Consider the following 24,119-nt stretch of genomic DNA (forward strand, 5'->3'; position numbering starts at 1 on the left):
TCTAATAATTGTTTTCTGATAAAAAGTGCAATAAAAAAAGCCTGACCCCGTCCACCAAGGCTTAAGTCAACGAAAGTTGAGAATTTAATTTTTGATATATGCCTAAAAGTGATATATTTACTTGAATCGGTACTAAAATCTGCGGCCCTAATAAAGGACGGGCAAACCCAATGGATACACCTATATCATCATCCTTTGACATTAAACCTTTTTTCCCGTTGAGGACCCAAAAATGCTCTTAAAATCGTTTCGCCTTGAAATAGTCAACAACCACTGTATTCCCGGCGCCATGAGCGTCAACGGCATTGCCCGTCTGGACCAGGATGTGGGGTGCGTCATCCCTTATCTGAATACGGCACTTGGAGGGAGTCAGTACGTAAAAGATCCCCCGGCCGTCACTTTTAAGACCGAGGGCCGCTTAATTTCGGTTCAGCCAGACCGGATCACGGTCAACGCGGTGAAGGACCGGGAACAGGCGTTGAAAATCGTTGAATGGATTCGCCGTGAAATCAACGAGACTTGGGACAATCGAGATGAGATCAGGCCGAGTTATAAAAGCCCGAAGAAGCCAGTTGTGATTGAAATTTTAAAATATCTGCCCAAAACCAATTGCCGGGAATGCCGGGAACCGACCTGCCTGGTTTTTGCCCTGCGGCTTGCCGAAGGCGCCAAAAGTATGGATGCCTGTCCGTATCTGGAGGGTGAGTCGAAAACAGCTTTGGAAACATACCTGTCTGAATTTATTTTCGACGACTGACCGGCCGTAATCCGGCAACACGACGGGGTTTCACCTCAGCCGGCGTCGGCCCTCATTTGGGCAGCAATTTCCTTAATAAGTTGAATGTGGCATGGTGACAGGCCTGAAAGTTACCATAACAACCGTTATCTGTGGCGAATATGGATTTTATTATTCATTCTTTGAGATGAGAATTTTTAATTGATTGCAGATTATCCCTTACCATTTTCGTTTTTGGATGATTCTTTCCCAAGTTTTTTTCAAAAACGGTTAATGATTTTTCTAAATACTCAATCGCCTTTTCATACTTGTTTAGGGAGTGCCATACCCCGCCCAGATTGTTCCAGCGTAAGGCCACCTTCGGATGTTCAGGCCCGTAGGTTTTCAAGTCAGATGCCAGGGCTTTCTCGTAATACTCAATCGCCTTCTCATACTTGTTTAGGGAGTGCCATACCATGCCCAGATTGTTCCAAGTTCTGGCTACATCCGGATGCTCCGGCCCGTAGGTTTTTAGGTCAGATGCCAGGGCTTTCTCGTAATACTCAATCGCCTTCTCATACTTGCCCGGGGATTCCCATGCCACGCCCAGATTGTTCCAAGTTCTGGCTATATTCGGATGCTCCGGCCCGTAGGTTTTCAGGACCGATGCCAAGGTTTTCTCGTAATACTTGATCGCCTTCTCATACTTGCCCAGGGATTCCCATACCACGCCCAGATTGTTCCAAATTCTGGCTATATTCGGATGCTCCGGCCCGTAAGTTTTTAGGTCAGATGCCAGGGCCTTCTCATAATACTTGATCGCCTTCTCATGCTTGCCCAGGAAGGTCCACGCCAAGCCCAGCTTATTCCAGTCCATGGCCACCATCGGATCCTCCGGCCCGTAGGCTTTTAGGTCCAATGCCAGGGCCTTCTCGGAATACTCAATCGCTTTCTCGTACTTGCCCAGGGATTGCCATGCCGAACCCAGATTGTTCCAGTCAATGGCCACCATCGGATCCTCCGGTCCGTAGGTTTTCAGGTCAGATGCCAGGGCCTTCTCGTAATACCCGATCGCTTTCTTGTACTTGCCCAGGGATTGCCATGCCGAACCCAGATTGTTCCAGTCAATGGCCACCATCGGATCCTCCGGTCCGTAGGTTTTCAGGTCAGATGCCAGGGCCTTCTCGTAATACTCAATCGCCTTCTCATGTTTAGCCAATGTGTGTAAAATGAATCCCAAACTGGTCAAATATAAACTATTTTCCTGGTCATATTTAACCGCTTGTTCAAAATAGTGCAGGGCTTCCTTGTATTCTAATTTGAGTTCCTTGACAGAACCCAGTTCATAGGCACTTGCAGCGGCGTTTTTTCTGTTCTCCTCAATTTTTTTAAGGCTATTATTAAAGGATTGTTCCAGGAGTTTTTCCGCACCGTCCAGATATCCTGCCTTTAATTTATCTTTCGCTTGGGCTATAAGTCGGTCGTCACTGGAACGAGTATCTAATCTTTCCTCCAGTTCCCGGTATTTTCTTTTCCAGTCGTCAATGATTTTATCCCGATTTTCAAGGGCAATGTCTTTTTCGTCGAGTGTTTTCAGAAGACGGTCCAAGGCTTTTTGAGGGATTCCTGGATGGATAACATTACCATCCCCGACAATCGTCGTATTGCTGGATCCCAAGACAGTTATTGTGGTCTGAGAAGGTTGTGAAAATGAATTCCAAATTGATACAACAGTAATTATAAATCCGACAATCCCAAGGTAGGCGCTGATAACACTAAATTTTTCGGGTGTGCTCCATTTTTTCCATTGCTCCTTTCCTGGGATCAGCAACCACACTGCCCAATGCTCTTTAGAGGGGAATGATAGACGCAAGTCGGCTCCTTTTTCTCTCAATTATCAGTTTGATTGTGATTAATATAAATTTCACAAAGGGCGACTCACGTCAAGAAAATAGGCCCACTGTGAACCGCTACCCGCGTCTAAATTAAAAGCCTGTTAAGAAGGTATACCTTATTGACAGTCTATAAAACCCCGTTAAAAAGGTTGTTTTTTTAATTGTTGACACTGTTTCTAAAAAGGTTTAAGAGTTTGTTGACAGTTAAACAGGAATTTTTACCGGGAAGGATGTCATGACGATTTTTACTTATTCCAGAGTCAGCACTTTAGACCAGAATACAAAGATGCAGGTGGAAGCGTTAAAGGTTGCTTACCCTGATGCAGTCCATCGCCAGGAAAAGAAGTCAGGCACAACGACCAGGGGCCGTGAAGTCCTGAACCTACTTTTGGATATGATCAACCAGGGCGATAAACTTGTGGTTTGGAAGCTGGACCGCTTGGCAAGGAACACCGGGGATCTATGCAAAATAGTTGATCACCTGGAAAGCAGGGGGGCTTCCCTTGAAATCCTGGATCAGAAGATCGACACCAGTACAGCCACTGGCAAGGCATTCCTTCAAATGCTCGGAGTATTCGCAGAATTTGAAACCAATCTTAGAAAGGAACGCCAGCTTGCAGGCATTGCAGTAGCCAAGGCCAATGGCAAGCACCTGGGGAGAAGATCATCCCTCACAGGCGATCAAAAGCAAGAAATTCAGGTAAAGAATAAAGCCGGGATGAACCCCACCACATTATCCAAGGAATACGGAGTTAGTCGTGGGACCATCTACAACGTTTTAAAGGAGACTGCATATGGGAGTCGTTGCTGAATTTGAACGATCCCTTTATAGTGGACCCCGAAAACTGGACAATATGTTAAGATAAAATATAATAGTCTGGAAACCATTGAGGGATAGAACTGGCATCGTGATGACCTTATTGATTCTGGCCAGCACCCAGGGATTCTGGGAGGTGTTGTCCGAAGGTTTGCTGGTGCTCGAAGATCCCCCAGGCTATCGATCGCTGTATGGAAACATTTCCATGTTTGCCCGGACCATTTTTTGGATGGCAGGAGCAGCGTTGACGGTTGCTGGTTGGGTGGCTGTCATGAAGCAACTACCATTCTGAGCAGTTATTTAATCTACGGCTCTTGGACGATTAGAGAACAAATTCTATCAAAATAAAGGAGAGAGATTACATGCATGTCGGAACATGGGGACTGGCCGTCATTGTCATAGTAATGGTCTCATGGCTGCTGTACCGCTACCTGGCGCCCCAGAACTGGAAGGAATGGTCGCATGCCGGTGTGGTTCAGGCCTTTATCATTGCATTCTATGCAGAGATGTACGGGTTTCCTCTGACCATCTACTTCTTGGCCAGGTTTTTCGGCCTTGATGTGAAGTGGAGAGAGGGAGGAAACCTTTGGGAACAGATATTCGGCACGCCGGTAGCGCATCTTGTCGCAATGGTCATCGGCTACATCATCGTTTTCGCAGGAGCGACGCTCGTAGCGGATGGATGGCGGAGAATCCATCAAGCCCGGTCGGAATTAAACAAATCAATCATGAAAAAAAATCGGGTTATAATGACTGGCGGCTGCCCAATATCCGCGAACTGGAAAGTCTTATTGACATCAATGCTCATTCTCCAGCCATTGCCGGAAAAGATCAGTTTAAATCTATCCGTTCTTTTTACTGGTCTTCAACAACCAGTTGTTATGAGCCTGCCTATGCCTGGACACTATATACAGAAGACGGCAACATTGGCATCGGATACAAGCAGCATCCTGAATTCCATGTCTGGCCGGTCAGACGTAGACAATACATTCTCATAAAAGGAAAATAGAATATGAATAAGGATAATAAGCATCATCACGAGGATCAAACACCTCATCCGGATAAAGCGGCAGAGGGAAACGCCTTGAAAGATCCGGTCTGCGGTATGGACGTCGGTAAGGACAGCCCGCATCATGCCGACCATGGAAAAGAAAAAATCTATTTTTGCAGCGAGCATTGTCTGAAAAAATTTGTAGAAAACCCATCAGCTTATCTGACAAAACAGGAACAACGTGCAAAGAATGTAAAACAAAAAAACCATGCTTCCCCAAAAAAGGCAGGTCTCTACACTTGTCCCATGCATCCGGAAGTAAAACAGACCGAGCCGGGAAGCTGCCCGAAATGCGGTATGGCTTTGGAGGCTGAAACTCCGGAAACGTCTGTCAGCAAACAATGGACCTGCCCCATGCATCCGGAGGTTTTACAGGACCGGTCCGGCAGTTGTCCAAAGTGTGGCATGGCTTTGGAACCAAAGGGTGGGACCGGGCAGGAGGAAGAAAACGCGGAACTGGCAGACATGCGTCGCCGATTCTGGGTTAGCCTGATCCTTACCCTTCCGGTTTTTATGATGGCCATGAGCGACCTGATCCCCGGCAACCCATTGGCACGGATCGTTTCGAAAAATGTCCTTGTCTGGATCGAATTGGTGTTGGCCACACCCGTCGTGTTCTGGTGCGGCTGGCCATTTCTGGTGCGGGGCTGGCAGTCAGTCGTTTCCTGGAATCTCAATATGTTCACCCTGATTGGACTGGGTGTGTCGGTGGCTTACATCTACAGCCTTATCGCGGCCATATTTCCAGAAATATTCCCGGCCTCCTTCAGGGGAAAAGAGGGCACGGTGGCTGTTTATTTTGAAGCCGCTGCCGTCATCGTTACTCTGATTCTGCTGGGGCAGGTTATGGAATTGAAGGCCCGTGGCCAGACCAGCTCTGCCATCAAAGCTCTGCTGGGGCTGACTCCGAAAACCGCCCGAATCATTCGAGATGATGGCGCTGAAGAAGATATTCCACTTGAACAGGTGGAGCCTGGCGATAAGCTGCGGGTTCGGCCGGGCGAAAAAGTACCGGTTGATGGAGTCGTCGTTGATGGAAAAAGCTCGATCGACGAGTCAATGGTCACGGGTGAATCCATACCGGTAGAGAAAAATCAGGGCGATAAATTGATCGGAGCAACGGTCAACAGTACGGGAACTATGATCATGGAAGCCAAAAAGGTAGGGGCCGAAACCCTGCTGGCTCAGATCGTTCATCTGGTTTCCGAAGCCCAGCGCAGCCGCGCCCCCATCCAGAAAGTGGCCGATGTTGTGGCTGGATATTTTGTGCCGGCAGTCGTCGGCTCAGCCATCATTACATTTATTGTGTGGAGTATGTTCGGACCCGACCCGAAAATGGCGCATGCTTTAATCAATGCGGTAGCCGTACTAATTATTGCCTGCCCCTGCGCCCTGGGTCTGGCAACCCCCATGTCGATCATGGTGGCTACCGGCAGGGGCGCCTCCATGGGGGTCTTGTTCAGAAATGCTGAGGCCATCGAAGTCATGCGAAAAATCGACACCCTGGTCGTGGATAAAACCGGAACGCTCACCGAAGGCAAGCCCAAGGTCGTTGCTGTCAGCACAGTTGCTGGCGGCAATGAAACGGAAATGCTGCGTTTGGCGGCAAGTCTTGAGAAAGGCAGTGAACACCCTTTGGCGGCGGCTATTGTGAATGGCGCCGAAGAAAAAGGGATAGACCTGGTCGAAGCCGTCGATTTTGAATCGGTGACCGGAAAAGGTGTCAAAGGAAGCGTGGACGGCAAACAGATTGCCTTTGGTAATATCAAACTTTTTGAGAAATTAAAGATAGATGTTCAGGAACTGGCTTCAAAAGCCGAAACCATGCGTAAGGATGGCCAGACCGTTATGTTTGTCGGAGTTGACGGGAAGCTCGCCGGCCTGATCGGCGTGGCAGACCCGATCAAGGAAACCACTGCCGAGGCGATCAAACTGCTTCATAAGGACAATATCCGCATTGTCATGTTGACCGGTGACAGCAAGACCACGGCCCAGGCGGTGGCTGCAAAGCTCGATCTGGATGAAGTGGTGGCAGAAGTACTGCCGGGCCAGAAAGCCGAAGCCGTCAAAAAATTTCAGGATGCCGGCCGGATTGTGGCCATGGCCGGAGACGGCGTCAACGATGCACCAGCTCTGTCCCAGGCCCACGTCGGTATTGCCATGGGCACCGGTGCGGATATCGCTATGGAAAGTGCAGGCGTCACTCTGGTCAAGGGTGACCTCAGGGGCATTGTCCGTGCCCGTCTGTTGAGCAGTGCCACCATGCGCAACATCAAACAGAATCTGTTTTTCGCTTTTATATATAACTCGGTGGGGGTGCCCATCGCAGCCGGCGTGCTGTACCCGGCTTTTGGCCTTCTTTTGAGCCCGATGATCGCGGCGGCTGCTATGAGTTTCAGTTCCGTTTCGGTCATCGGCAATGCGCTGCGGTTGCGCAAAACAAAGATTTGAAGCGTTTTCAATGCTTCAAATCCGGATGCCTTGCAGAGAAGTGGTGTGACAACAAACATAAGATTAAAAAATGGAGGGAACGATGAAAACGCGGTACGGAAATTTCTTACACAAACGGACCCGAATCGAATGACTGGATGATGATGGGAGGGCGTATGGCATGTGTTTCGTGTCACGGCCTCAATGGACTGTTGCTGATAACGGAATTCTGGGGTTGTCCGTTCCGGCAGTCGGTCTGCCAGAGGGCTGAAGCTCAGCTTTTCCTGTGGTTGTCAATCGCAGGTATAAAGACGCGGACTCCCAATATAAAGTTTTCCAAAGAGAGACCGGTATATTATTTCGTGCTGGCCTTTATTATGGCGTTTTTTCCCGCAATGCGAACAGGAACTATCGTTTTCATTGATATCTCCTCCCCAGGGAAAGATGTTTGTGTCATCCCTGTTTCTCCGTACTTTTTATTCTTTCAAATGGTAATAAATTATTTTATCTCATACTCAAAGCTGTCCATGAGTTTTGTACCATTCACCAGGGCCTTGGCTGAAATAGTATAAACTCCTTTCTGCTTCATGTCCGCGGTGATGCCGAATCCCATGCCCATCTTCATGGCCATGGCTTTCTGTGCTGTACCCGCAGCATCCTTGATCAAAAATCCAACAGTTCCCTTGAGGACGGGGGTGTGGTTTTTGTCTATGATATAGAGCATGATATGATGGGGTTTCTCCATATCCATTTTTTCCATATCATCGCCTTTCTGCCCGTCACCTTTCTTTTCCCTTAGATCCATAAGATAATAGGAGAGCATATAGCCCACCACCACGGATTCATGGAAAAGGTTCCCGATCCTGTCTGATGCGGACATGTCATTTCCTGCCATCTTCTGATCCGGCATTTTCTGACCTGTCATTTCACTGCCTGCAAGGGCAGGGCTTGTTATAATAAGAGAAAAGAGAACTGATATTGCAATTTTTTTTAAAATCTGTTTCATGGAGCAACTCCTTTTTTTTATGATTCGTTGGTAAGGTTCTTTTTTTTGATTTCCCATGTTTTCCACATGTCGTAGAGCACGGGGATGATGATAAGGGTCATGATTGTGGATGAGATAAGGCCTCCGACCATGGGTGCTGCAATGCGCTTCATGATCTGGGAACCGGCCCCGGCTCCATACATGACAGGTAATAGTCCGATAAGAGTTGTGGCAACTGTCATGATCTTGGGGCGGACCCTGTCCACAGCCCCTTCAATAATGGATGACTGAAGATCTGATGCATTGTTCATAAGGTTTTGATCTGTTCTTCGTTTAAAAACTTCATCCAGATAGACGAGCATGACAATGCCTGTTTCAGTGGCAAGGCCTGACAGGGCGATAAAGCCGACTCCAACTGCAACGGACATGTTATATCCAAGGAGGTAGATGAGCCAGAATCCTCCCAAAAGTGCGAAGGGCAGGCTTGCCATGACGATGATAACTTCAACGATATTGTTAAAGTGGATAAATAGCAGGATGAAAATCACAAGAAGTGTTGCCGGAACGATAATGTTCAGGGTTTTTCTCGCCTTTTGCATATACTCATACTGCCCGGACCAGATAAGAGAATATCCCGGGGGTAGCTTGATCTTCTCATCCACAAGCTTTCTGGCCTGTTTGACATAGGTGCCGATATCCATGTCGCGAATATCCACAAAGACCCAGGCGGTGCGTTTGGAATTTTCGCTCTTTATACCGGCCGGCCCCTTGTGGATGGAAATATCGGCAAGCTGGATAAGGGGAATCTGGGCCCCCGAGGGTGTTGGTACAAAAACCCGTTTGATCATTTCGATATTATCCCTCATCTCCCTGTTGTAGCGAAGGTTGACAGGATAACGTTCAAGGCCTTCAATGGTATAGGTGACATTCATGCCTCCTATGGCGGTTGTAATGATGTCCTGGACATCCTGGACCAGAAGGCCGTAACGGGCGATCTCCTCTCTTTTGATGGTGAAATCAAGATAGTTTCCGCCGGTAACACGTTCTGAAAATACAGAACGGGTGCCTTCTTTATCTCTTAGAAGCCTCTCTATATCTTCACCAATACCTGCCAGTGTCCCAAGGTCGGGTCCCATGATTTTGATGCCTACAGGGGTCTTGATACCTGTGGAGAGCATATCGATCCTTGTCTTAATGGGCATGGTCCAGGCATTGGTCACCCCCGGGAATTTGACGGCCCGGTCAAGTTCGTCGGAGAGTTCACCCATGGTGAGATACCTTTCCTCCGGCAATATCCAGGAGAGTGAGGCTTTAATAAACCCTGGCCACCCTGAAAAAAATCGAGCCACCTTTTTTTTGCGCCATTCATGGATGATCTTTCCCTCCACCTTTTCCGGCAGGATAAAGGTCAACGGTCGTTTAGCCCAGACAGGCCAGTCTGAAAAAAACCGGTTTTTATATATTGTTTCGTATTCCACCTGGGGTCTTAGCATGATCACAGTTTCTATCATGGAGAGGGGAGCAGGATCTGTAGATGTCTCTGCCCGGCCAATCTTTCCAAGAGTGCTTTTGACTTCGGGAAATCTTTTTATTATTTTATCGGTCTGCTGCAAAAGTTCACGGGCCTTGGTAATGGAGATCCCGGGCAGGGTGGTTGGCATATATAAAAGATCCCCTTCATTCAGAGGCGGCATAAACTCGCTTCCAACGCGGGTCATGGGATACCAGGTGACTGCAATGGCGACAATGGCGATGAGAACAGTTATCTTTCGCCATTTCAGCACAAGCTTAATGACCGGCATATATATTCGGATTAAAAAACGGTTCAGGGGGTTTTTTCCTTCGGGTATTATTTTCTGGGAAATGAGGCATATCCCGAGAAACAGGGAGAAGCCAAGGGCAAAAACAAGGCTTTTATCTGCAAGCTTAACACCTGCAAGGCCGGCAGAGATAACGGCCAGAGGAGGTCCTGCCATGGCAAGAATCCAGATATTTCTTCGTTTGCTTTTTGAAAGTTTCGGATCAATGGTCTCTTCCCTTACAAAAAAGGTCATGAGCACGGGAATAATGGTGATGGCAAGAATGGAAGATGCGGCCATGGCTGTTGTCTTGGTGTAGGCCAGGGGGCGGAACAGTCTGCCGGATTGTTCCATGAGGCTGAAGACCGGCAGAAAAGAGACAGTGATGATCAAAAGGCTGAAAAACAGCGCAGGTCCGACCTCTTTGGATGCATCAATAATTATCTGCTGGTGACTTTTCCTGCCCTTGTCCCTTTCCAGGTGTTTATGGGCATTCTCCACCATGACAATGGATGCATCCACCATGACGCCAATGGCAATTGCAATGCCGCCAAGGCTCATGATATTGGCATTGATGCCAAAGGGATACATGATCAGAAAGGACATCAATATTCCCACTGGAAGGGTAAAAATGGCCACAAAAGCAGACCTGAAGTGGAGAAGGAAGAGGATGCAGATCAGTGCCACAACGGTCATCTCTTCGGTGAGCTTGCCTTTAAGCGTTTCAACTGCCCGCTCGATCAGGGAGGATCGGTCATAGCCTGCAATGATCTCAACACCTTCAGGCAGGCCTTTTTGAAGTTCTTTTAATTTCTCTTTGACCCGTTCGATGACTTTGAGGGCATTTTCCCCGTACCGCATGATAACAATGCCCCCAACTGTTTCGCCTTCACCGTTCCATTCAAGGATTCCCCGTCGAAGTTCCGGACCTATCACGATATCGGCAACATCCTTTAACAAGACCGGCGTCCCCTTATCGTCAACGGAGACTGCAATCTGTTTAATATCTTCAATGGATTTGATATATCCAAGGCCCCGGACCATGAACTCTGTTTCACCCATTTCAATGAGTTTTCCGCCCACATCCGAGTTGGAGCGTTGAATGGCCTCTTTAATCTTCCGTATGGAGAGATTGTAGGAGGCAAGCTTGTTGGGATTAACCTCCACCTGGTACTGCTTGACAAACCCGCCGATGCTTGCCACCTCGGATACCCCGGAAACTGCGGTTAATTCATATCTTAAAAACCAGTCCTGGATGGATCTGAGTTCCTGAAGATCGGTTTTGCCGGTGGTGTCCTTTAAAATATATTCATATACCCATCCGACCCCGGTTGCATCAGGACCTAGGCTTGGCGTAACACCAACCGGCAGTCTGTCTGACACAAAGTTGAGATACTCCATGACCCTGGATCTTGCCCAGTAAATATCGGTACCATCCTCAAAGATAAGGTATACAAAGGAATACCCAAAAAATGAGTATCCCCGGACAACCTTGGCAAAGGGTACGCTTAACATGGCAGTTGTCAAAGGATAGGTGACCTGATCCTCCACCACTTCGGGGGCTTGTCCAGGGTATTGTGTATAGATTATCACCTGGACGTCGGAAAGGTCCGGGATGGCATCAAGCGGGGTGTTTATCATGGCCAGGATTCCTGCGACAATGACAAAAAAGGTTGTCAGGAGGACCATGAATTTATTGTTAACCGACCATTCTATTATCCTGTCTATCATAGGGATCCCTTTTTATTTCATGTCCTTGAAAAAGTCGTCCTTGGGTGTCATGTCATCAAAAAAGTCGTCCCCTTTGCCGCTCTCCTTGACCTTCTCGGCGGGCTTGGATTTTGACTCAATCATTTTCTGGATAGCCTCCTTGAGTCTTGATTCAGAATCAAGCAGAAACTGCCCGGAAACCACGACTGTTTCCCCAGGTTTAAGGCCTGTCAAAACCTGTACCTTTCCCTCCGCAAGATAGACCCCTGTTGTTATTTGCCTGGGGGTGAATTTCCCCATCCCCTTTGAGATAAAGACCAACTTTTTTTCACCTGAATGGATAATGGCCGCAGAAGAGATGAACATCCCCGTTTTGCCGGCTCCAGTATCAATCTTTATCCTGGCAAACATGTCAGGTTTCAGTTCAGAATCCTTGTTTTCAAAAGAGACCCTGAGAACCACATCCCGTGTTTTTGGCTGGAGATAGGGAAAAATATAGGCGATCTTTCCCCTGTAAATTTTTTCCGGGCTGTAGGAGAGAGACATTTCAACCGATTGTCCCAGATAAACAAGGTTTTGTTCATATTCAAAGATGTGGGCCTCAACCCATACATGGGAGAGATCAGATATGGTAAAGAGGCTCGCGCCGGATCGTACAAATTCGCCTTCAATTACATTCTTATGGGTAATAACTCCCTGGAAGGGAGATCGCATGATCAGGGTCTTCTGGACAATGCCGGTTTTTTCAATGGCCGCAATTTCAGTGTCTGAAATATCAAAATATAGGAGCCTTTTTCTCGCTGAGGCCAGAAGTTCCTGGTTCAGATTTGTCCGGTTCTTTTTGTAATTTTTGAAAACTGACAGGTACTCCTCCTGGGAGGAGAGAAGGTCGGGGGAGTATATTTCATAGAGGGGATCTCCCTTTTTTACAAAAAAACCGGTATAGTCGGCATTAAGTTTTTCAATCCATCCGGAGACCTTCTGGCTTACAACCCCGGTTCTTGTTTCGTCAAAGGTTATATGACCATAGGTCTCAATGGTATGGTTTAACGGCCCTTTTTCAACTACTTCGGTTTTTAGTCCCATGTTCTGCTCTACAACAGGATCAATATTTATGTCCACCCCGCCCACAAGTTCATCTTCATACACCGGGACAAGATCCATGCCCATCTTGCTTTTGCCTGGCTCATCATAGATTTCAGTTGGATCCATGGGGGCTTTCCAGTAGACTATTTTTCGGTCACCACTCTTGTTCTCCTGGGGTACCTTATCTTCGTAAACCGGGACAAGATCCATACCCATCTTGCTTTTGCCTGGTTCTTCATAGATCTCAGTCGGGTCCATGGGGGCCTTCCAGTAGATGATCTTTCGTTCGGCTGTTACTTTATCAGCGGCGTTTTCAAGGGTGCTGCCAGATCCATATATAGATCCCGGGGCCCTTGTCTGGGGTTTGGGCTCTTGCGTTGTGCCGGTGAATGTTAAAATTAAAAAAACAGCAATCCCGGTGATTAAAGCCGTGACAGCTATTGTCATACCCATGAGCTTCTTATTCATCTTTTTCCCCTGCATATGCGTTTCTTTAAAATTTTTTACCAATAATTTTTTCCAGTAAAGCCGTTGAAGTGGCGAGATCAGTCTGCTTTTTTGCAATGGCAAGTTTTACGTTAAGCCAGGAGTTATAGGAATCAATGGCTTCGGCAAAAGGTATGGACCCTGATTCATACTCCCCTGTGGATACATCCAGGGCCGATTTTGAGAGGGGGAGTATCTGTTTTTGATAAAGGTCAAGCTCCCGTCTGGTTTTATCCGCATTAAACCAGGCTTCCCGCACCATAAGTAGAGTTGAGTTCTCCTCTTGAACAAGGGTCTCTTTAAGGCTTGAGAGGTTCTCTCTTGTCTGTTTTAACCAGGGGGCATCCACCCCATACCAGGGTTTTATAGGGCTGTTGTTTTTCATGGCGGCCATGGTCTTTGTACTAAAGGGTTTTTCTGGCGCATCGGTTCCCACACTTCTCACCATATCATTCTCAAACGTTGAAAAGCCGAGGGTGAAGGGCGCCTGGATCATGGATTCCGACATTTCGATCATGTTTTCAAGTTTAGATATCTGATGCCGGATGGTGTTTAATTCCTGTCGGTATTTTATGGCAACTGGATAAAGCAGTTCTGGTTTGGCGGTTTCTCCCGGAAGCGTGCTTAAAAAAGCCTTTCCAACCCTTGTGTCGACAGGCAGGTTCAAAAGTTCAAGTATCCTGATCTCAATGTTTTTCTTCTGAAAGTTAAGGGTGACAAGGTCTTCCTTTAGTATCTCAATATTGATATTTATTTTTATAACATCCTGGAAACTGGTTTTTCCGCTTTTGTAAAGGGTCTCAGCCACATCCTTGAGGCGGTCGAACGCCGCAATGGTCTCAGATTTTATCCGGGTTGAATTTTCAATAAAAACAAGATCCCAATAGGCATTCTCAATGTCGGTAATTACCCCTTTCCGGACAATTCTCATCTTCTCGTTGAGAACTTCCACCTCATCCCGGATAACCCGTCCCTTAAGGGCTGTCAACCCGGGCGAAGGGTAGGTCAGCTTTATTGCGTCCTTTGTCTTAAGGGGTCCTGTTTTGTTGTTTACGCTCTTTGTGAATGTCAGATACAATCTTAGATTATCATCCAGGGCCAGGATCTGGTCAAACGACTGCATCTCGGCCGTTATTTTTTTTTGGGCCGCAAGAATTGCCGGGTTTCTAAGGGCGGCCATGAGTTGGATCTCTTTTAATACTATCGTTTTCTTTATGCGGTTTTCAGCGGCTTCCCTATCATTGCCAGTTTGTGAAATGTCACTGAAGGCTTTGGGGGGAAGATCGGAAGCAAAAAGGAGTCTGTTAAGTTCCTGGCTCTCTTCCTGATAGGTCTTTTCCGGATAGGTCTCTTCAAGGAGTTTTATCCGGGAAACTTCGGGTGCTGCAGCAATGGACGCCCCAGCGCCTGTTGTACCAGAAATCCCTTTATCTTCAAGGGGAGTAAAAAAAAACTGATCAGGGGTATATTCTTCAAGGTCTCGTTTCATCCCGTCATAATCGGCGTACAGGGGATAGAGAGGCAGCACACAGAAGATAATGAGTCCTGTTATGATTTTTTTCATGAATTATCTCCCAGGGGTGTGTTTTTTTTTCTGTCCAGAATCACCCCGGCCAGCTGCTCAAGCTGGACAAGGGCCTTTCCATAATCTGCCTTTGCCCTTTCAAGGGATAGCTGAAAATTGTAGGCGGTCGCCTGGAGCTCAAGAAAATCGGCAAAACCTGCCTCCCCTTCCCGGAACCAGGTCTCTGCTGTTTGAATTGAGGTGAGGCCCTGGGGGATCAATTCCTTTTCATAAAGAACAATCAGTCGTTTTGAATTCTGAAGCCTGAACCAGAGCCGGCTTATCCTGGCCTTTGTCGTGTTGACCATGGCAGCTCTGTCGGCCGTTGCCATTTCTTTGACTGCCAGGGCCTTTTGCTTCTGGCTGTCGTTCCTGCTGAACCACAGGGGAAGGTTCATGCCGAACTGGATGCCAAGGGCATCATCCCCGGCATCCCTGGGGGGATTTGCCAAATCAGGATCACCGATACCGGCATAGAAAAGTCCCAGCTTGAAGGAGGGCAGGTTTTCAAAACGGGTCAGACGGATGGAGGCACTTGATCGTTTAACCGTTTCGTCTGCGATGAGGATATCTTCCTGGTGGAGCATGGCAAGGTTGTAGATTTCATCCAGGGAGTAGACCACATCCCCTGTTGGCAATCCTTTGGCCCTGCCTATCTTTGCATCAGGAGAGCGGTTTAAAAGGGTATTTAAATTTGTTTTTTCCGTTGACTCAAGTTCGTCAAGTAGGAGGAGATCATATTGAATCTGGGCAGTCTGGGCCTGGGCCTTGGAGACATCGTAAAAAAGTGCCCTGTCTTTGGCATAGGCATTCTGGCTGATCTGTATCAGTTCCTGATTGAGTTTCTGGTTTGCCATGGCGATTTCAACTGCTTTCTGGATATAAACCAGCTCATAAAATGAGCTTGAAACTGCAGTTACGATATCTTTAACTGTTTTATCAAGCTTCAGCTTTGATATCTGGACATCCGATTCAAGGAGTTCTCCTTTCAGCCCCAACGTTCCGGGAAAGGGAAAGGCCTGGGACAAGGTCAGATTCCAGTCCTGGGGGCCAAGCCGCGTTTCAATCGGTGAAGGAAAATAGGTTGTCATCAGCTGGGGGTCTGGATAGCTTTTCCCGATTCTGTAGTTTTCAATGAAGATCTGCCAGGATTTTTTTGAAGAGACAATGGAAGGATTGGATAAATAGGCATAAGTGAGAAGATCTGACAGTTCAGTGTCTCCTGACAGCCTCTTTTCAATATCGGGAAGGCTCTCTTTTTCAGCGGCAGAAGAGCTTTCAATGGAAAGCGAAATAAGCCCGAGACATAAAAATAGAGTTAGGAGAATAAATCGTTTCATTGAATAATCCTTAAATCTTTGGGTTAAAAACTTATGAAAATAGAGATTAAGTAAGGTCTATTAAATAGCATGGACAGATTTATTTTTTATTTGCCACAAAGACACCAAGGCACAAAGAGTCTTTCCCTTTGAATCCTTGGGTCTTTGTGGCGATATTTAATGCCTATACAGCATGGAGAAAATGGTTGATTTATTATTATTTAGGAGCTCAATCTTATGACCAAAGATTGTATAGTCTTCAATGTGGTTTTGCAACTTTAAAAGCGGTTTTGCAAAGCTTTTGGTTTGTTACTCCTTGAAAAAGTCATCCGCCTTATTTTGTGCGGTTTCGTGATTCATATTTTTCATGGTCTATGTCAGTATCATCCATACCCTGCTGGTTTATATGGTTATTTGAGCCGTTACCCATGCCTGATTCCATCATGGCGTAGGAGTAGGGTTTCCCAGATCAATCAAAAACTGGTTAACTTCTACACAAAAGTTAACATGTCCAATAACCCCAAGACACCCATCAATAAAGATTGTCCCGGATCGGTCCAAGACTCCGGCCCAGAGCCAGGAGATCGACCGGCCATCGCAGGACTCGATTCCGGTTGTCGCTTGCCGCTGGTGAAGGGCTGTCCTGCCTAGGAGCCGTCTCCCGGGCAGGCTTCCAGCCATAAAATTTCGATCAGAAGCCAGGGCTCAACTTCCCTGTAGAAGATCTTCTGTTTTTTAGAAGATCTTCTACGGGGCTGAATTCCCTCCCTTTGATTCCTGGGCGATCACATTTTGGCCCAGCCCGGGCCTATGTAAAAACTTTGTTTGTGAAAAATCTTAGATTTCAGATGGTTATTTTGAATCATCGCAAAACTGTCTGCAGAAAAAAAACCCCTGGTATGCTTCATGCTCTTTACTCCCTTCAAGTAATGGAAACAGTCTATTAATCAGGGTCTTTCAAAGATCTGACAATGAAAGGAGTCCAGAATGGGATTAGCAAGCAAAATAAGAGTCGTTGAAACAGAGGTCCTCAAACAGGTTCATGAAGCAACCGTTGAAATTTTTGAAACCGTGGGCATTGAATTTCAGCTGCAGGATGCCGTGGATATCCTGGAACAGGGCGGCGCCCGGGCAGAGGGACATCGGGTTTTCATACCAAGGAAGATGCTCGAGGCAGCCATAGAGACGGCCCCTGCTTCGTTTAAACTATGGGGAAGGGATGACAAAAAATCCATCATCATGGGGGAGGGCCAGACCCGTGTCCATGTTGAACCGAGTAACGGCCCCGTGTTTGCCCAGGATATCAAGGGGGGCAAACGAAAGGGCACCATGGAGGACCTGATTAACTTCTATAAGCTTGCCCATACAAGCGATGTGTGCGATGTCAGCGGTGCCATTCCGGTGGAGCCTTCAGATATTGATTCAAAAGGGCGTCACCTCAGGATCTTCTATGAGATGATCAAACACACAGACAAGCCCATCCGCAACAATGTGGGCACCTACAAAGAGGTCAAACAGATGTTCGACATGTTTGAGATCGCCGTGGGAGAACAAGGTTACCTCAAGACCCATCCCTCCATCTATGTGAGCATCAACCCCTTGAGCCCCCTGGCCTACGACAGCACGCCCCTCCAGACCATCATTACCTTTGCCAAATACGGTCAGCCCGTGACCATTCTTTCCTGCGCCCTGGCCGGCATATCCGCCCCTGTCAGCCCCCTTGGTGCGGCAGCCCTGCAGAATGCCGAGATGCTAGCAGGTCTTGTACTCATGCAGCAGATCAATCCGGGTACACCCTATATCTATTCTCCCTCATCGGCCATGCCCAACTTGCAGAACGGCCAGTACGTCACAGGATCTCCCGAGTCAAACCTGATCAACATCATCAATCTTCAGCTGGCCCTGGAACTGTACAATCTGCCCACCCGGTCCATGGCAGGACTTACCGACGCAAAGACCATCGATGCCCAGGCCGGCTATGAGACCATGCAGAACCTGTTCATGTGCATTGCCGGGGGCTCCCATGTGATCAACGAGTGCCTCGGAGTAATGGATTCCATCATGACCAACTCGTTTGAAAAATTCATCCTGGACGAAGAGATGATCTCAAGGATGATACGGATCATGGACGGTGTGGGCACTTCTGAAAAAGACCTTGCCCTTGATGTGATCAAGAGTGTCGGTCCCCAGGGCTCATTTCTCATGCATCCGTCTACCTTGGCAGCCTGCAGGGGCGCATGGCGACCCACTGTCTCTTCCTGGGCCAGCTATGACAAGTGGGAAAAAGCCGGGGCCCCGGATGTGGTCGAAACGGCCAACAAAGTGTATCTCAAACGAATCGCGGCAGCCCCTGATACTCTTTTAAGCGACCAGGCCGAGGAGAAACTCCAGGCATTCATGGCTGCGGCCGTCTAAACAGTTATTTTTTTCTGCACCTTCATTTTTAAAACAAGGAGTAATGAAAATTGAATAAACCCAAGATAGACCCCTATATCTTCTGGCCTTCGGTGTCTCTGATCCTGGCAGTACTGATACTGCTCATGGTCAACCCGGAAGCCGGCAGGACCACGATCTCCTCGGTGCTCGACTCCATCACCCATAACTTTGATTCCCTGATCGAATGGTTCACCCTGGGCGGTTTCCTCTGGCTGATCTGGCTTGCCTTCAGTAAATACGGTTCCATCAAGCTCGGGGGGCCGGACGACAAGCCCGAGTTTTCAACCTTCAGCTGGATCAGCGTCATGCTCACGGCAGGATCCGGCTTTGCCCTCATGTACTGGGCAGCGGTGGAGCCCATCTACTACCTGTCGAGTCCCCCCTTTGGCATCGCACCGGACTCACCTGAGGCCGCCAAATGGGCCATCAGCTACGGTATTTTCCACTGGGGATTTTCTGCCTGGGGACTCTTTGCCATGGCTGCCGTGGGCATCGGCTACACCTACCACGTACGTAAAATTCCTTTTCTCAAGGCCAGCGTCGCCTGTGAAGGGGTCCTGGGCAAGTATGCCTCCGGCAAGGTGGGCAAGGTTATCGACTGCATCATCCTGCTGGGAACTGTTGGTGGTATGGGCACCTCCCTGGGGGTTTGCGTGCCCCTGATGTCGGCATGCTTCACCAAGGAGTTCGGCATTGCCCAGTCCACGGGCCTGGACGCGTCTGTGATTATTATCTGGGTCGCGATCTTCGGCACCACGGCTTACCTGGGTCTCCACAAAGGAATCAAGATCCTGTCCGACTGGAATGTCTACGGCATCATCGTCCTTCTGCTCTTCATGTTCCTTGTGGGAAATACCTCTTTTCTCATGTCCTACTACTCCCAGAGCATCGGGGTGATGATCCAGAATTTTCTTGAGATGAGCACCTATACAGAGCCCATCCTCAAGACCGGGTGGCCCCAGGACTGGACCGTGTTCTACTGGGCATGGTGGGTGGTATGGGCCGTCTACATGGGGTTGTTCATCGCAAGGGTTTCCAAGGGCCGCACTATCAGGGAAATGATCATCGGATCCATGGTCTGCCCCACCATTGGAACGTCCATGTTCTACCTGGTTTTCGGCGGAACCATCGTGGATCTTCACCTGAGCGGCGGTAACCTCATCACCACGTTGCAGAGCCAGGGAGCCCCTTTTGTGATTATCAGCATGCTGGAATCCCTGCCCCTGTTTTCCATCGTCCTGCCCCTGTTCATGATCATCGGGTTTGTCTACCAGGCCACAAGCTTTCAAGGTGCGGCTTATACCCTGGCATCCATGGCCAGCGATCGACTGCTGCCAGACGAGGAACCAGCTCCCTGGCACAGGCTGTTCTGGGCCATCATGCTCGGCGTGCTCGGTTTTGTCATGATCATCATCGGAGGACTCAAGATCGTCCAGATCGCCTCGGTCATCCTGGCCGTGCCGGTATACATCATCATTGCCATGATGGTCTTCTCCGTAATGAAGTGGATGCGTGAAGATTTCGGCAGCAAATGCCGGAGCAGGAAAATGGTCTATGATGCCACAACCAAACAGGTTTCTGAAGAACAATAAACATACAATAGGAGAATATTATAATGTCAGATTTCGCAGCTATTACAGAAACATTGATCTCAGGGGACGCAGACGTCCTTATAAACCAGGTAAATCAGGCTCTTTCAGCGGGCCGAAGAAAAACGGCAAAAACTTTTGGCAGAGCATGAAGTACCCTCTATCGATCCGCATATTGAAAGGGAAATCACATCCATTCTTGCTGCTGCGGATAAAGAACTGGGATAAAAAATAGATGTTGCCCCATACCACCCATGTTTCTATAGCCTTTGCCCCAGTTCTTTGGGTTCAGGCACAGGGCATGGAAAAACTTGGCACACATCATGCTAAGATATTTTATACAAAAAACGTAATTAAATTAAATTATGGTTTTAACACTTAATACAGAAAGGGGAAAAAAAATGGCAGATTTTAATGCAATGCAAGAGGCTTTGGTTAACTGTGATGTGGATAAGCTGGTGGGACTTGTCAATTCAGCGCTGGCAGAAAAAATACCGGCAAGCGAGATATTGAACAAGGGGCTGATCGCCGGTATGGATGTTGTGGGTGAAAAAATGGAAGACGGGGATATGTTTATTCCCGAGGTTCTCATGGCAGCCCAGGCCATGGCCCAATGTGTCACCATTTTAAAACCCCTGCTGGGAGTAGGTGAGTCTTCCGAAGGTGCCAGCGTCATCATTGGAACTGTCAAGGGAGATCTCCATGATATCGGAAAGAACCTTGTGGCCATGATGATGGAAAGCGCCGGTATGACCGTTCACAACCTTGGGGTCGATATTGAACCTGAAGAATTTGTTGCCCAGATCAAGGAAAAAAATGCAAAAATCGTTTGCCTTTCAGCCCTTTTGACAACTACCATGCCCATGATGCAAAAAACGGTGGACGCAATTGTGGAGGCAGGTTTAAGGGATCAGGTTAAAATCATGATAGGTGGGGCCCCCGTTACCCAAGCCTATGCAGATCAGATAGGCGCAGACGGATTTGCATCAGATGCAGGTTCTGCCGCCAGGTTTGCCAAAGCATTTGCAGCTTAATTTAAGGAGACAGAGACCATGTTCGAAGTAATTGGAGAAAGGATAAACACCTCCAGGAAATTAGTCCAGGCTGCTGTGGCGGATCGAGATGCCGATTATATCATCGATGATGTACAAAAACAGCAGAATGCAGGTGCCACCTACATCGATGTCAATGCCGGTGCCAGAATCGGTCATGAAACCCAGGATATGAAATGGCTTATAGATACCATACAACCGGTGGCTACCATTCCCCTGACCCTTGATTCTCCTGACCCTGCAGTGCTTGAAATGGCGTATCAGATGATGAAAAAAACGCCAATGATCAATTCAATCAGTCTGGAGAAAGAACGGTTTGAAGCAATGATGCCTTTTCTGGATGGTAAAGAGTGCAAGGTCATTGCCCTGTGCATGGATGACTCGGGCATGCCCGGCTCTTCTGCGGATATCATCGGCAGGGCAGACACCCTGGTCAAGGAGTTGAATTCGATTGGTATTGCTACATCATCCATCTATCTTGACCCCCTTGTTCAACCCATCAGTACGGACAGCAACAAAGGCGTCATGGTCCTGGATGCCGTCCGGGGTATAAGGGCTAAATACCCGGAAGTTCATATCACAGGCGGTCTTTCCAATATCTCCTATGGGCTGCCCCAGCGAAAAATCATCAACAGGACCTTTGTGACGTTGATGATGGATGCCGGCATGGACTCGGCCATTATTGATCCGCTTGATGATAAAATTATGGCCACGATCAAGACGGCGGACATGCTCCTGGGTAAGGATGCCTTTTGTGGCAAATATCTTAAGGGTGTGAGGGCTGGAGCAATTTTAAGTTAACTGACCATGGTATTTGAAGGCCTTGATCATCGTTTCGGCCATTAGAATGTTTATGTGGGAGGGATCAGGCTTGTGTTATTGACGTTTTTATTGGTTTTATTATTACCGTCTATAATTGAAAGCACAAGAGCACAAGCCTGACCCCATGGAACCAATAATTGTGACCGGTAGTCGACATCATGATTAAGGCCTATGCTAGAAGTTTTTCATGGAAACAGCAGGTTTTGATTTAACCGGGATTTTAAATCGGTTGTAAAATAATCAACCGGTTAAAAAAAATGAAATTACATATCTTCTCGGACTCTCCGATCCTGGAGAGACCCGTCTTCTTTTTGAGGCTGCCCGAATAGTAAGAACCCGATATTTCGGCAGCAGGGTTTTTTTGTATGGCTTTTTGTATTTTTCCAACTACTGCCGGAATAATTGTAATTTTTGTCAGTATAGAAAATCCAATCATAAGCTTGTCCGGTATCGAAAAACCCAGCCGGAAATAACGGCTGCTGCCCAGGAGATGGCGGCAGCTGGAGTGCATTTGATCGATCTGACATAACACTCCCTTTAAAAATGGTGTCATGGTGTGTACAACCGTAAAAAAAAGGATGGACCATCCATCAATACCGGACTGCAAAGCTTGCACTTTCCCTGTATTTGGCCGTACGCTTATCATACATCTGCGTGGTCTTGATCTGCGCATGGCCGACCGTTTTCTGTACCGCCTCGATGGGGCAATTGTTCTCCAGGGCCTGGGTGATAAAGGTGGCCCTGGCGGAATGAGGTGTGATGCCGGCAATGCCGATTGTATTTGCGTATTTGTTAAACAGATGGTCGATGGTTCTACGGCTGAGGTTCCTTTTGGGATCCGATGCTTTGTAACCCGACTTGACTGGCAAAAAAAGAAAGCTGGCCGGGTCGGGTCCATGTCCGGCATCGGTCAGATATTGATCCAAGGCGATCTGCAGTTCCTGGTTGATGGCCATGCGGTTGCGCTTCCCGCCTTTGACCCAGAAATCCAGCACAAAAAAGCCCTGTTCCTCATAAAAATCTTTTATCTTGAGGGAGCACACCTCGGACACCCGGCACCCTGTAAAAAAGAGCGTGCTTAAAATGGCCCTGTCCCTCAACCCCTGCAGTTTGGAAAGGTCCGGAGAGTTGAGGAGGTTCCGGACCTCGTCAGGAGTCAACACCTTTGCCTCGACCCGGGAGGCGTTCACCGGCATACGCTTAACGCCCTGGGCGACATTGATTTTAACCACCTGTTGATCGATCAGGTGATTGAACAGAGAAGAGATGGCGGACAGGCGGTTGTTGATGGTGCGGGCGCTCCTGCCCTGGTCCTGCAGGAATTTTTTAAAGGCGATCACATGGCCGTGGGTGATCAACCGCAACTCCTCCGGAGAAGAGATCCCCAGGAAATCTAAAAAAGTCCGGATGGCCCTGTCATAGGTGTCCACGGAATTGTCCGAATTGAAATTTGCTTTCCACAAAAGCTCCTCCGGCGCCTCCCGGAGAGCCTCCATGACGGAAACCTCTCCTCCCGGATCCGCCGTGGCAACCTGGTTCAGTTTCTCAGAATCAGAGCATAATAGTGTTTTGATTTTTCTTCCCTCCTCGCGTCCTTTTTTCCGGTAAAAATACGACTCCCAGTTTTATTGCACATAATGCCTTTTATGTGCAATAAGCTTTAAACGGCGCTAAGCTAAGCGCGTTATTTTTTGATTTTGGCGATTGGATACAGGTAACTTCTTCAAAGCGAATCAGCATCGAATGCCGTTACCACGAGACTTTCCAGTTTGACAGGCCTTAAAACTGCGTAAATTTGGGTGACCATAAAATTGCCGAAAGGCATGCTGACCGTAGATTTATGCAATTTTCTATGCAACTTTAGTGTCGTTTGTTTAAACGCACCTAAACCTCCAGGTAATGGATTTTATGATGACCATGACACGGCTGGCTTAATTGTCCAGTGCAAAGAGCCTCATTAATTCAAATACCTCTAAAAAATAAGCGAAAAGTCAGGATCTGCTCAATACCTATCACGAAAAGATTTCCAGGATTAGCCTCTGCTGTTGAACATTCAAGTTCCATGTTCTGTTGTGGGCGTGGGATACCTCGCTCCGGCCGTTACGGTTATTGGAACGGGTCGATTTACTTGAATTCCGTTTGTTTTGTAGTAAATTCAAGGTGGATCGGCTCATCCTCCCGGTTCTTCTCGAGACCGACAAAAGCTCAGTTCAACAGATCATAAGACTCATACTCAAGGTGGTCGCTGCCTGATGCCATAAACAAACTTTGACAATAACCCGTAGAGCAGATATCGTTGTCAAAAAATTGAATGGGATTGAGACTATCACAAGACCATTTATGGGGAGCCTTTTTTAAGTCTC

General features: G+C 47.8%; 17 protein-coding genes. 9 read left to right on the forward strand and 8 right to left on the reverse strand.

Features of this window, described 5'->3' with window-relative positions; translation table 11 throughout:
- The first annotated feature begins 232 nt into the window (after positions 1–232).
- Positions 233–757, forward strand: coding sequence for a (Fe-S)-binding protein (locus HRM2_RS00170; RefSeq protein ID WP_012662412.1), 525 nt, complete (start codon positions 233–235; stop codon positions 755–757).
- A gap of 154 nt (positions 758–911) precedes the next feature.
- Here the strand turns inward: HRM2_RS00170 and HRM2_RS00175 are convergent, their stop codons facing one another.
- Positions 912–2,609, reverse strand: a complete 1,698-nt coding sequence (locus HRM2_RS00175; RefSeq protein ID WP_232364152.1) for a tetratricopeptide repeat protein — start codon at positions 2,607–2,609, stop codon at positions 912–914.
- Positions 2,610–2,845: 236 nt separating this feature from the next.
- Between HRM2_RS00175 and HRM2_RS00180 the strand changes: the two genes are divergently transcribed.
- The 4 genes from HRM2_RS00180 to HRM2_RS00195 all read left to right on the forward strand — a co-directional run bounded on the left by HRM2_RS00180 (position 2,846) and on the right by HRM2_RS00195 (position 6,929).
- Positions 2,846–3,421 carry a recombinase family protein gene (locus HRM2_RS00180; protein ID WP_012662414.1) on the forward strand — a complete coding sequence of 192 codons (576 nt, stop codon included), beginning with the start codon at positions 2,846–2,848 and terminating at the stop codon, positions 3,419–3,421.
- 100 nt (positions 3,422–3,521) lie between these two features.
- Positions 3,522–3,719, forward strand: coding sequence for a hypothetical protein (locus HRM2_RS00185; RefSeq protein ID WP_041272957.1), 198 nt, complete (start codon positions 3,522–3,524; stop codon positions 3,717–3,719).
- A 390-nt stretch (positions 3,720–4,109) separates the two neighbouring features.
- Complete coding sequence (locus HRM2_RS25750; RefSeq protein WP_083776650.1) at positions 4,110–4,436, forward strand: Lcl C-terminal domain-containing protein; 327 nt, start codon at positions 4,110–4,112, stop codon at positions 4,434–4,436.
- A 3-nt stretch (positions 4,437–4,439) separates the two neighbouring features.
- Positions 4,440–6,929, forward strand: coding sequence for a heavy metal translocating P-type ATPase (locus HRM2_RS00195; protein WP_012662417.1), 2,490 nt, complete (start codon positions 4,440–4,442; stop codon positions 6,927–6,929).
- 478 nt (positions 6,930–7,407) lie between these two features.
- Here HRM2_RS00195 and HRM2_RS00200 read toward each other — a convergent pair whose 3' ends face one another.
- From HRM2_RS00200 to HRM2_RS00220, 5 genes are read right to left on the reverse strand one after another with little or no spacing between them, the layout of a single operon-like run.
- Positions 7,408–7,914 carry a hypothetical protein gene (locus tag HRM2_RS00200; protein WP_012662418.1) on the reverse strand — a complete coding sequence of 169 codons (507 nt, stop codon included), beginning with the start codon at positions 7,912–7,914 and terminating at the stop codon, positions 7,408–7,410.
- Positions 7,915–7,931: 17 nt separating this feature from the next.
- Positions 7,932–11,423 (reverse strand): efflux RND transporter permease subunit, encoded by a 3,492-nt coding sequence (locus HRM2_RS00205; RefSeq protein ID WP_012662419.1) that lies wholly within the window; start codon positions 11,421–11,423, stop codon positions 7,932–7,934.
- A gap of 12 nt (positions 11,424–11,435) precedes the next feature.
- Positions 11,436–12,956 (reverse strand): efflux RND transporter periplasmic adaptor subunit, encoded by a 1,521-nt coding sequence (locus HRM2_RS00210; protein WP_012662420.1) that lies wholly within the window; start codon positions 12,954–12,956, stop codon positions 11,436–11,438.
- Between the two features lie 25 nt (positions 12,957–12,981).
- Positions 12,982–14,538, reverse strand: a complete 1,557-nt coding sequence (locus HRM2_RS00215) for a TolC family protein (protein WP_012662421.1) — start codon at positions 14,536–14,538, stop codon at positions 12,982–12,984.
- The gene (locus HRM2_RS00220) at positions 14,535–15,878 is read right to left on the reverse strand and encodes a TolC family protein (protein WP_012662422.1); all 1,344 of its coding nucleotides are present in this window, start codon (positions 15,876–15,878) and stop codon (positions 14,535–14,537) included. The genes HRM2_RS00215 and HRM2_RS00220 overlap by 4 nt, the downstream gene beginning before the upstream one ends.
- A 966-nt stretch (positions 15,879–16,844) precedes the next feature.
- Between HRM2_RS00220 and HRM2_RS00225 the strand changes: the two genes are divergently transcribed.
- The 4 genes from HRM2_RS00225 (at position 16,845) to HRM2_RS00240 (ending at position 21,735) form a co-directional block, all read left to right on the forward strand.
- A complete protein-coding gene (locus tag HRM2_RS00225; RefSeq protein WP_012662423.1) occupies positions 16,845–18,272 on the forward strand; it encodes a trimethylamine methyltransferase family protein in 1,428 nt (475 codons plus the stop codon).
- Between the two features lie 50 nt (positions 18,273–18,322).
- Positions 18,323–19,885, forward strand: coding sequence for a BCCT family transporter (locus HRM2_RS00230; protein ID WP_012662424.1), 1,563 nt, complete (start codon positions 18,323–18,325; stop codon positions 19,883–19,885).
- A 398-nt stretch (positions 19,886–20,283) separates the two neighbouring features.
- Positions 20,284–20,916, forward strand: a complete 633-nt coding sequence (locus HRM2_RS00235) for a corrinoid protein (RefSeq protein WP_012662425.1) — start codon at positions 20,284–20,286, stop codon at positions 20,914–20,916.
- An 18-nt stretch (positions 20,917–20,934) separates the two neighbouring features.
- The gene (locus tag HRM2_RS00240; protein ID WP_012662426.1) at positions 20,935–21,735 is read left to right on the forward strand and encodes a methyltetrahydrofolate--corrinoid methyltransferase; all 801 of its coding nucleotides are present in this window, start codon (positions 20,935–20,937) and stop codon (positions 21,733–21,735) included.
- Positions 21,736–21,976: 241 nt separating this feature from the next.
- Here HRM2_RS00240 and HRM2_RS00245 read toward each other — a convergent pair whose 3' ends face one another.
- Together HRM2_RS00245 and HRM2_RS00250 are read right to left on the reverse strand one after the other, a co-directional pair.
- Positions 21,977–22,309: a hypothetical protein gene (locus HRM2_RS00245; protein ID WP_148214525.1), complete on the reverse strand. Its 333-nt coding sequence runs from the start codon at positions 22,307–22,309 to the stop codon at positions 21,977–21,979.
- A 37-nt stretch (positions 22,310–22,346) separates the two neighbouring features.
- Positions 22,347–23,252, reverse strand: coding sequence for a tyrosine-type recombinase/integrase (locus HRM2_RS00250; RefSeq protein ID WP_012662428.1), 906 nt, complete (start codon positions 23,250–23,252; stop codon positions 22,347–22,349).
- Positions 23,253–24,119 lie beyond the last annotated feature (867 nt).

The organism is Desulforapulum autotrophicum HRM2, from assembly GCF_000020365.1.
Lineage (GTDB): Bacteria > Desulfobacterota > Desulfobacteria > Desulfobacterales > Desulfobacteraceae > Desulforapulum > Desulforapulum autotrophicum.

Bases quoted from the DNA above. Each gene is read 5' to 3' on its own strand.
- HRM2_RS00170 (WP_012662412.1), top strand. From the start codon at position 233: ATGCTCTTAAAATCGTTTCGCCTTGAAATAGTCAACAACCACTGTATT.
- HRM2_RS00180 (WP_012662414.1), top strand. From the start codon at position 2,846: ATGACGATTTTTACTTATTCCAGAGTCAGCACTTTAGACCAGAATACA.
- HRM2_RS00185 (WP_041272957.1), top strand. From the start codon at position 3,522: ATGACCTTATTGATTCTGGCCAGCACCCAGGGATTCTGGGAGGTGTTG.
- HRM2_RS25750 (WP_083776650.1), top strand. From the start codon at position 4,110: ATGGCGGAGAATCCATCAAGCCCGGTCGGAATTAAACAAATCAATCAT.
- HRM2_RS00195 (WP_012662417.1), top strand. From the start codon at position 4,440: ATGAATAAGGATAATAAGCATCATCACGAGGATCAAACACCTCATCCG.
- HRM2_RS00200 (WP_012662418.1), bottom strand. From the start codon at position 7,914: ATGAAACAGATTTTAAAAAAAATTGCAATATCAGTTCTCTTTTCTCTT.
- HRM2_RS00205 (WP_012662419.1), bottom strand. From the start codon at position 11,423: ATGATAGACAGGATAATAGAATGGTCGGTTAACAATAAATTCATGGTC.
- HRM2_RS00210 (WP_012662420.1), bottom strand. From the start codon at position 12,956: ATGAATAAGAAGCTCATGGGTATGACAATAGCTGTCACGGCTTTAATC.
- HRM2_RS00215 (WP_012662421.1), bottom strand. From the start codon at position 14,538: ATGAAAAAAATCATAACAGGACTCATTATCTTCTGTGTGCTGCCTCTC.
- HRM2_RS00220 (WP_012662422.1), bottom strand. From the start codon at position 15,878: ATGAAACGATTTATTCTCCTAACTCTATTTTTATGTCTCGGGCTTATT.
- HRM2_RS00225 (WP_012662423.1), top strand. From the start codon at position 16,845: ATGGGATTAGCAAGCAAAATAAGAGTCGTTGAAACAGAGGTCCTCAAA.
- HRM2_RS00235 (WP_012662425.1), top strand. From the start codon at position 20,284: ATGGCAGATTTTAATGCAATGCAAGAGGCTTTGGTTAACTGTGATGTG.
- HRM2_RS00240 (WP_012662426.1), top strand. From the start codon at position 20,935: ATGTTCGAAGTAATTGGAGAAAGGATAAACACCTCCAGGAAATTAGTC.
- HRM2_RS00245 (WP_148214525.1), bottom strand. From the start codon at position 22,309: ATGACACCATTTTTAAAGGGAGTGTTATGTCAGATCGATCAAATGCAC.
- HRM2_RS00250 (WP_012662428.1), bottom strand. From the start codon at position 23,252: ATGGAGGCTCTCCGGGAGGCGCCGGAGGAGCTTTTGTGGAAAGCAAAT.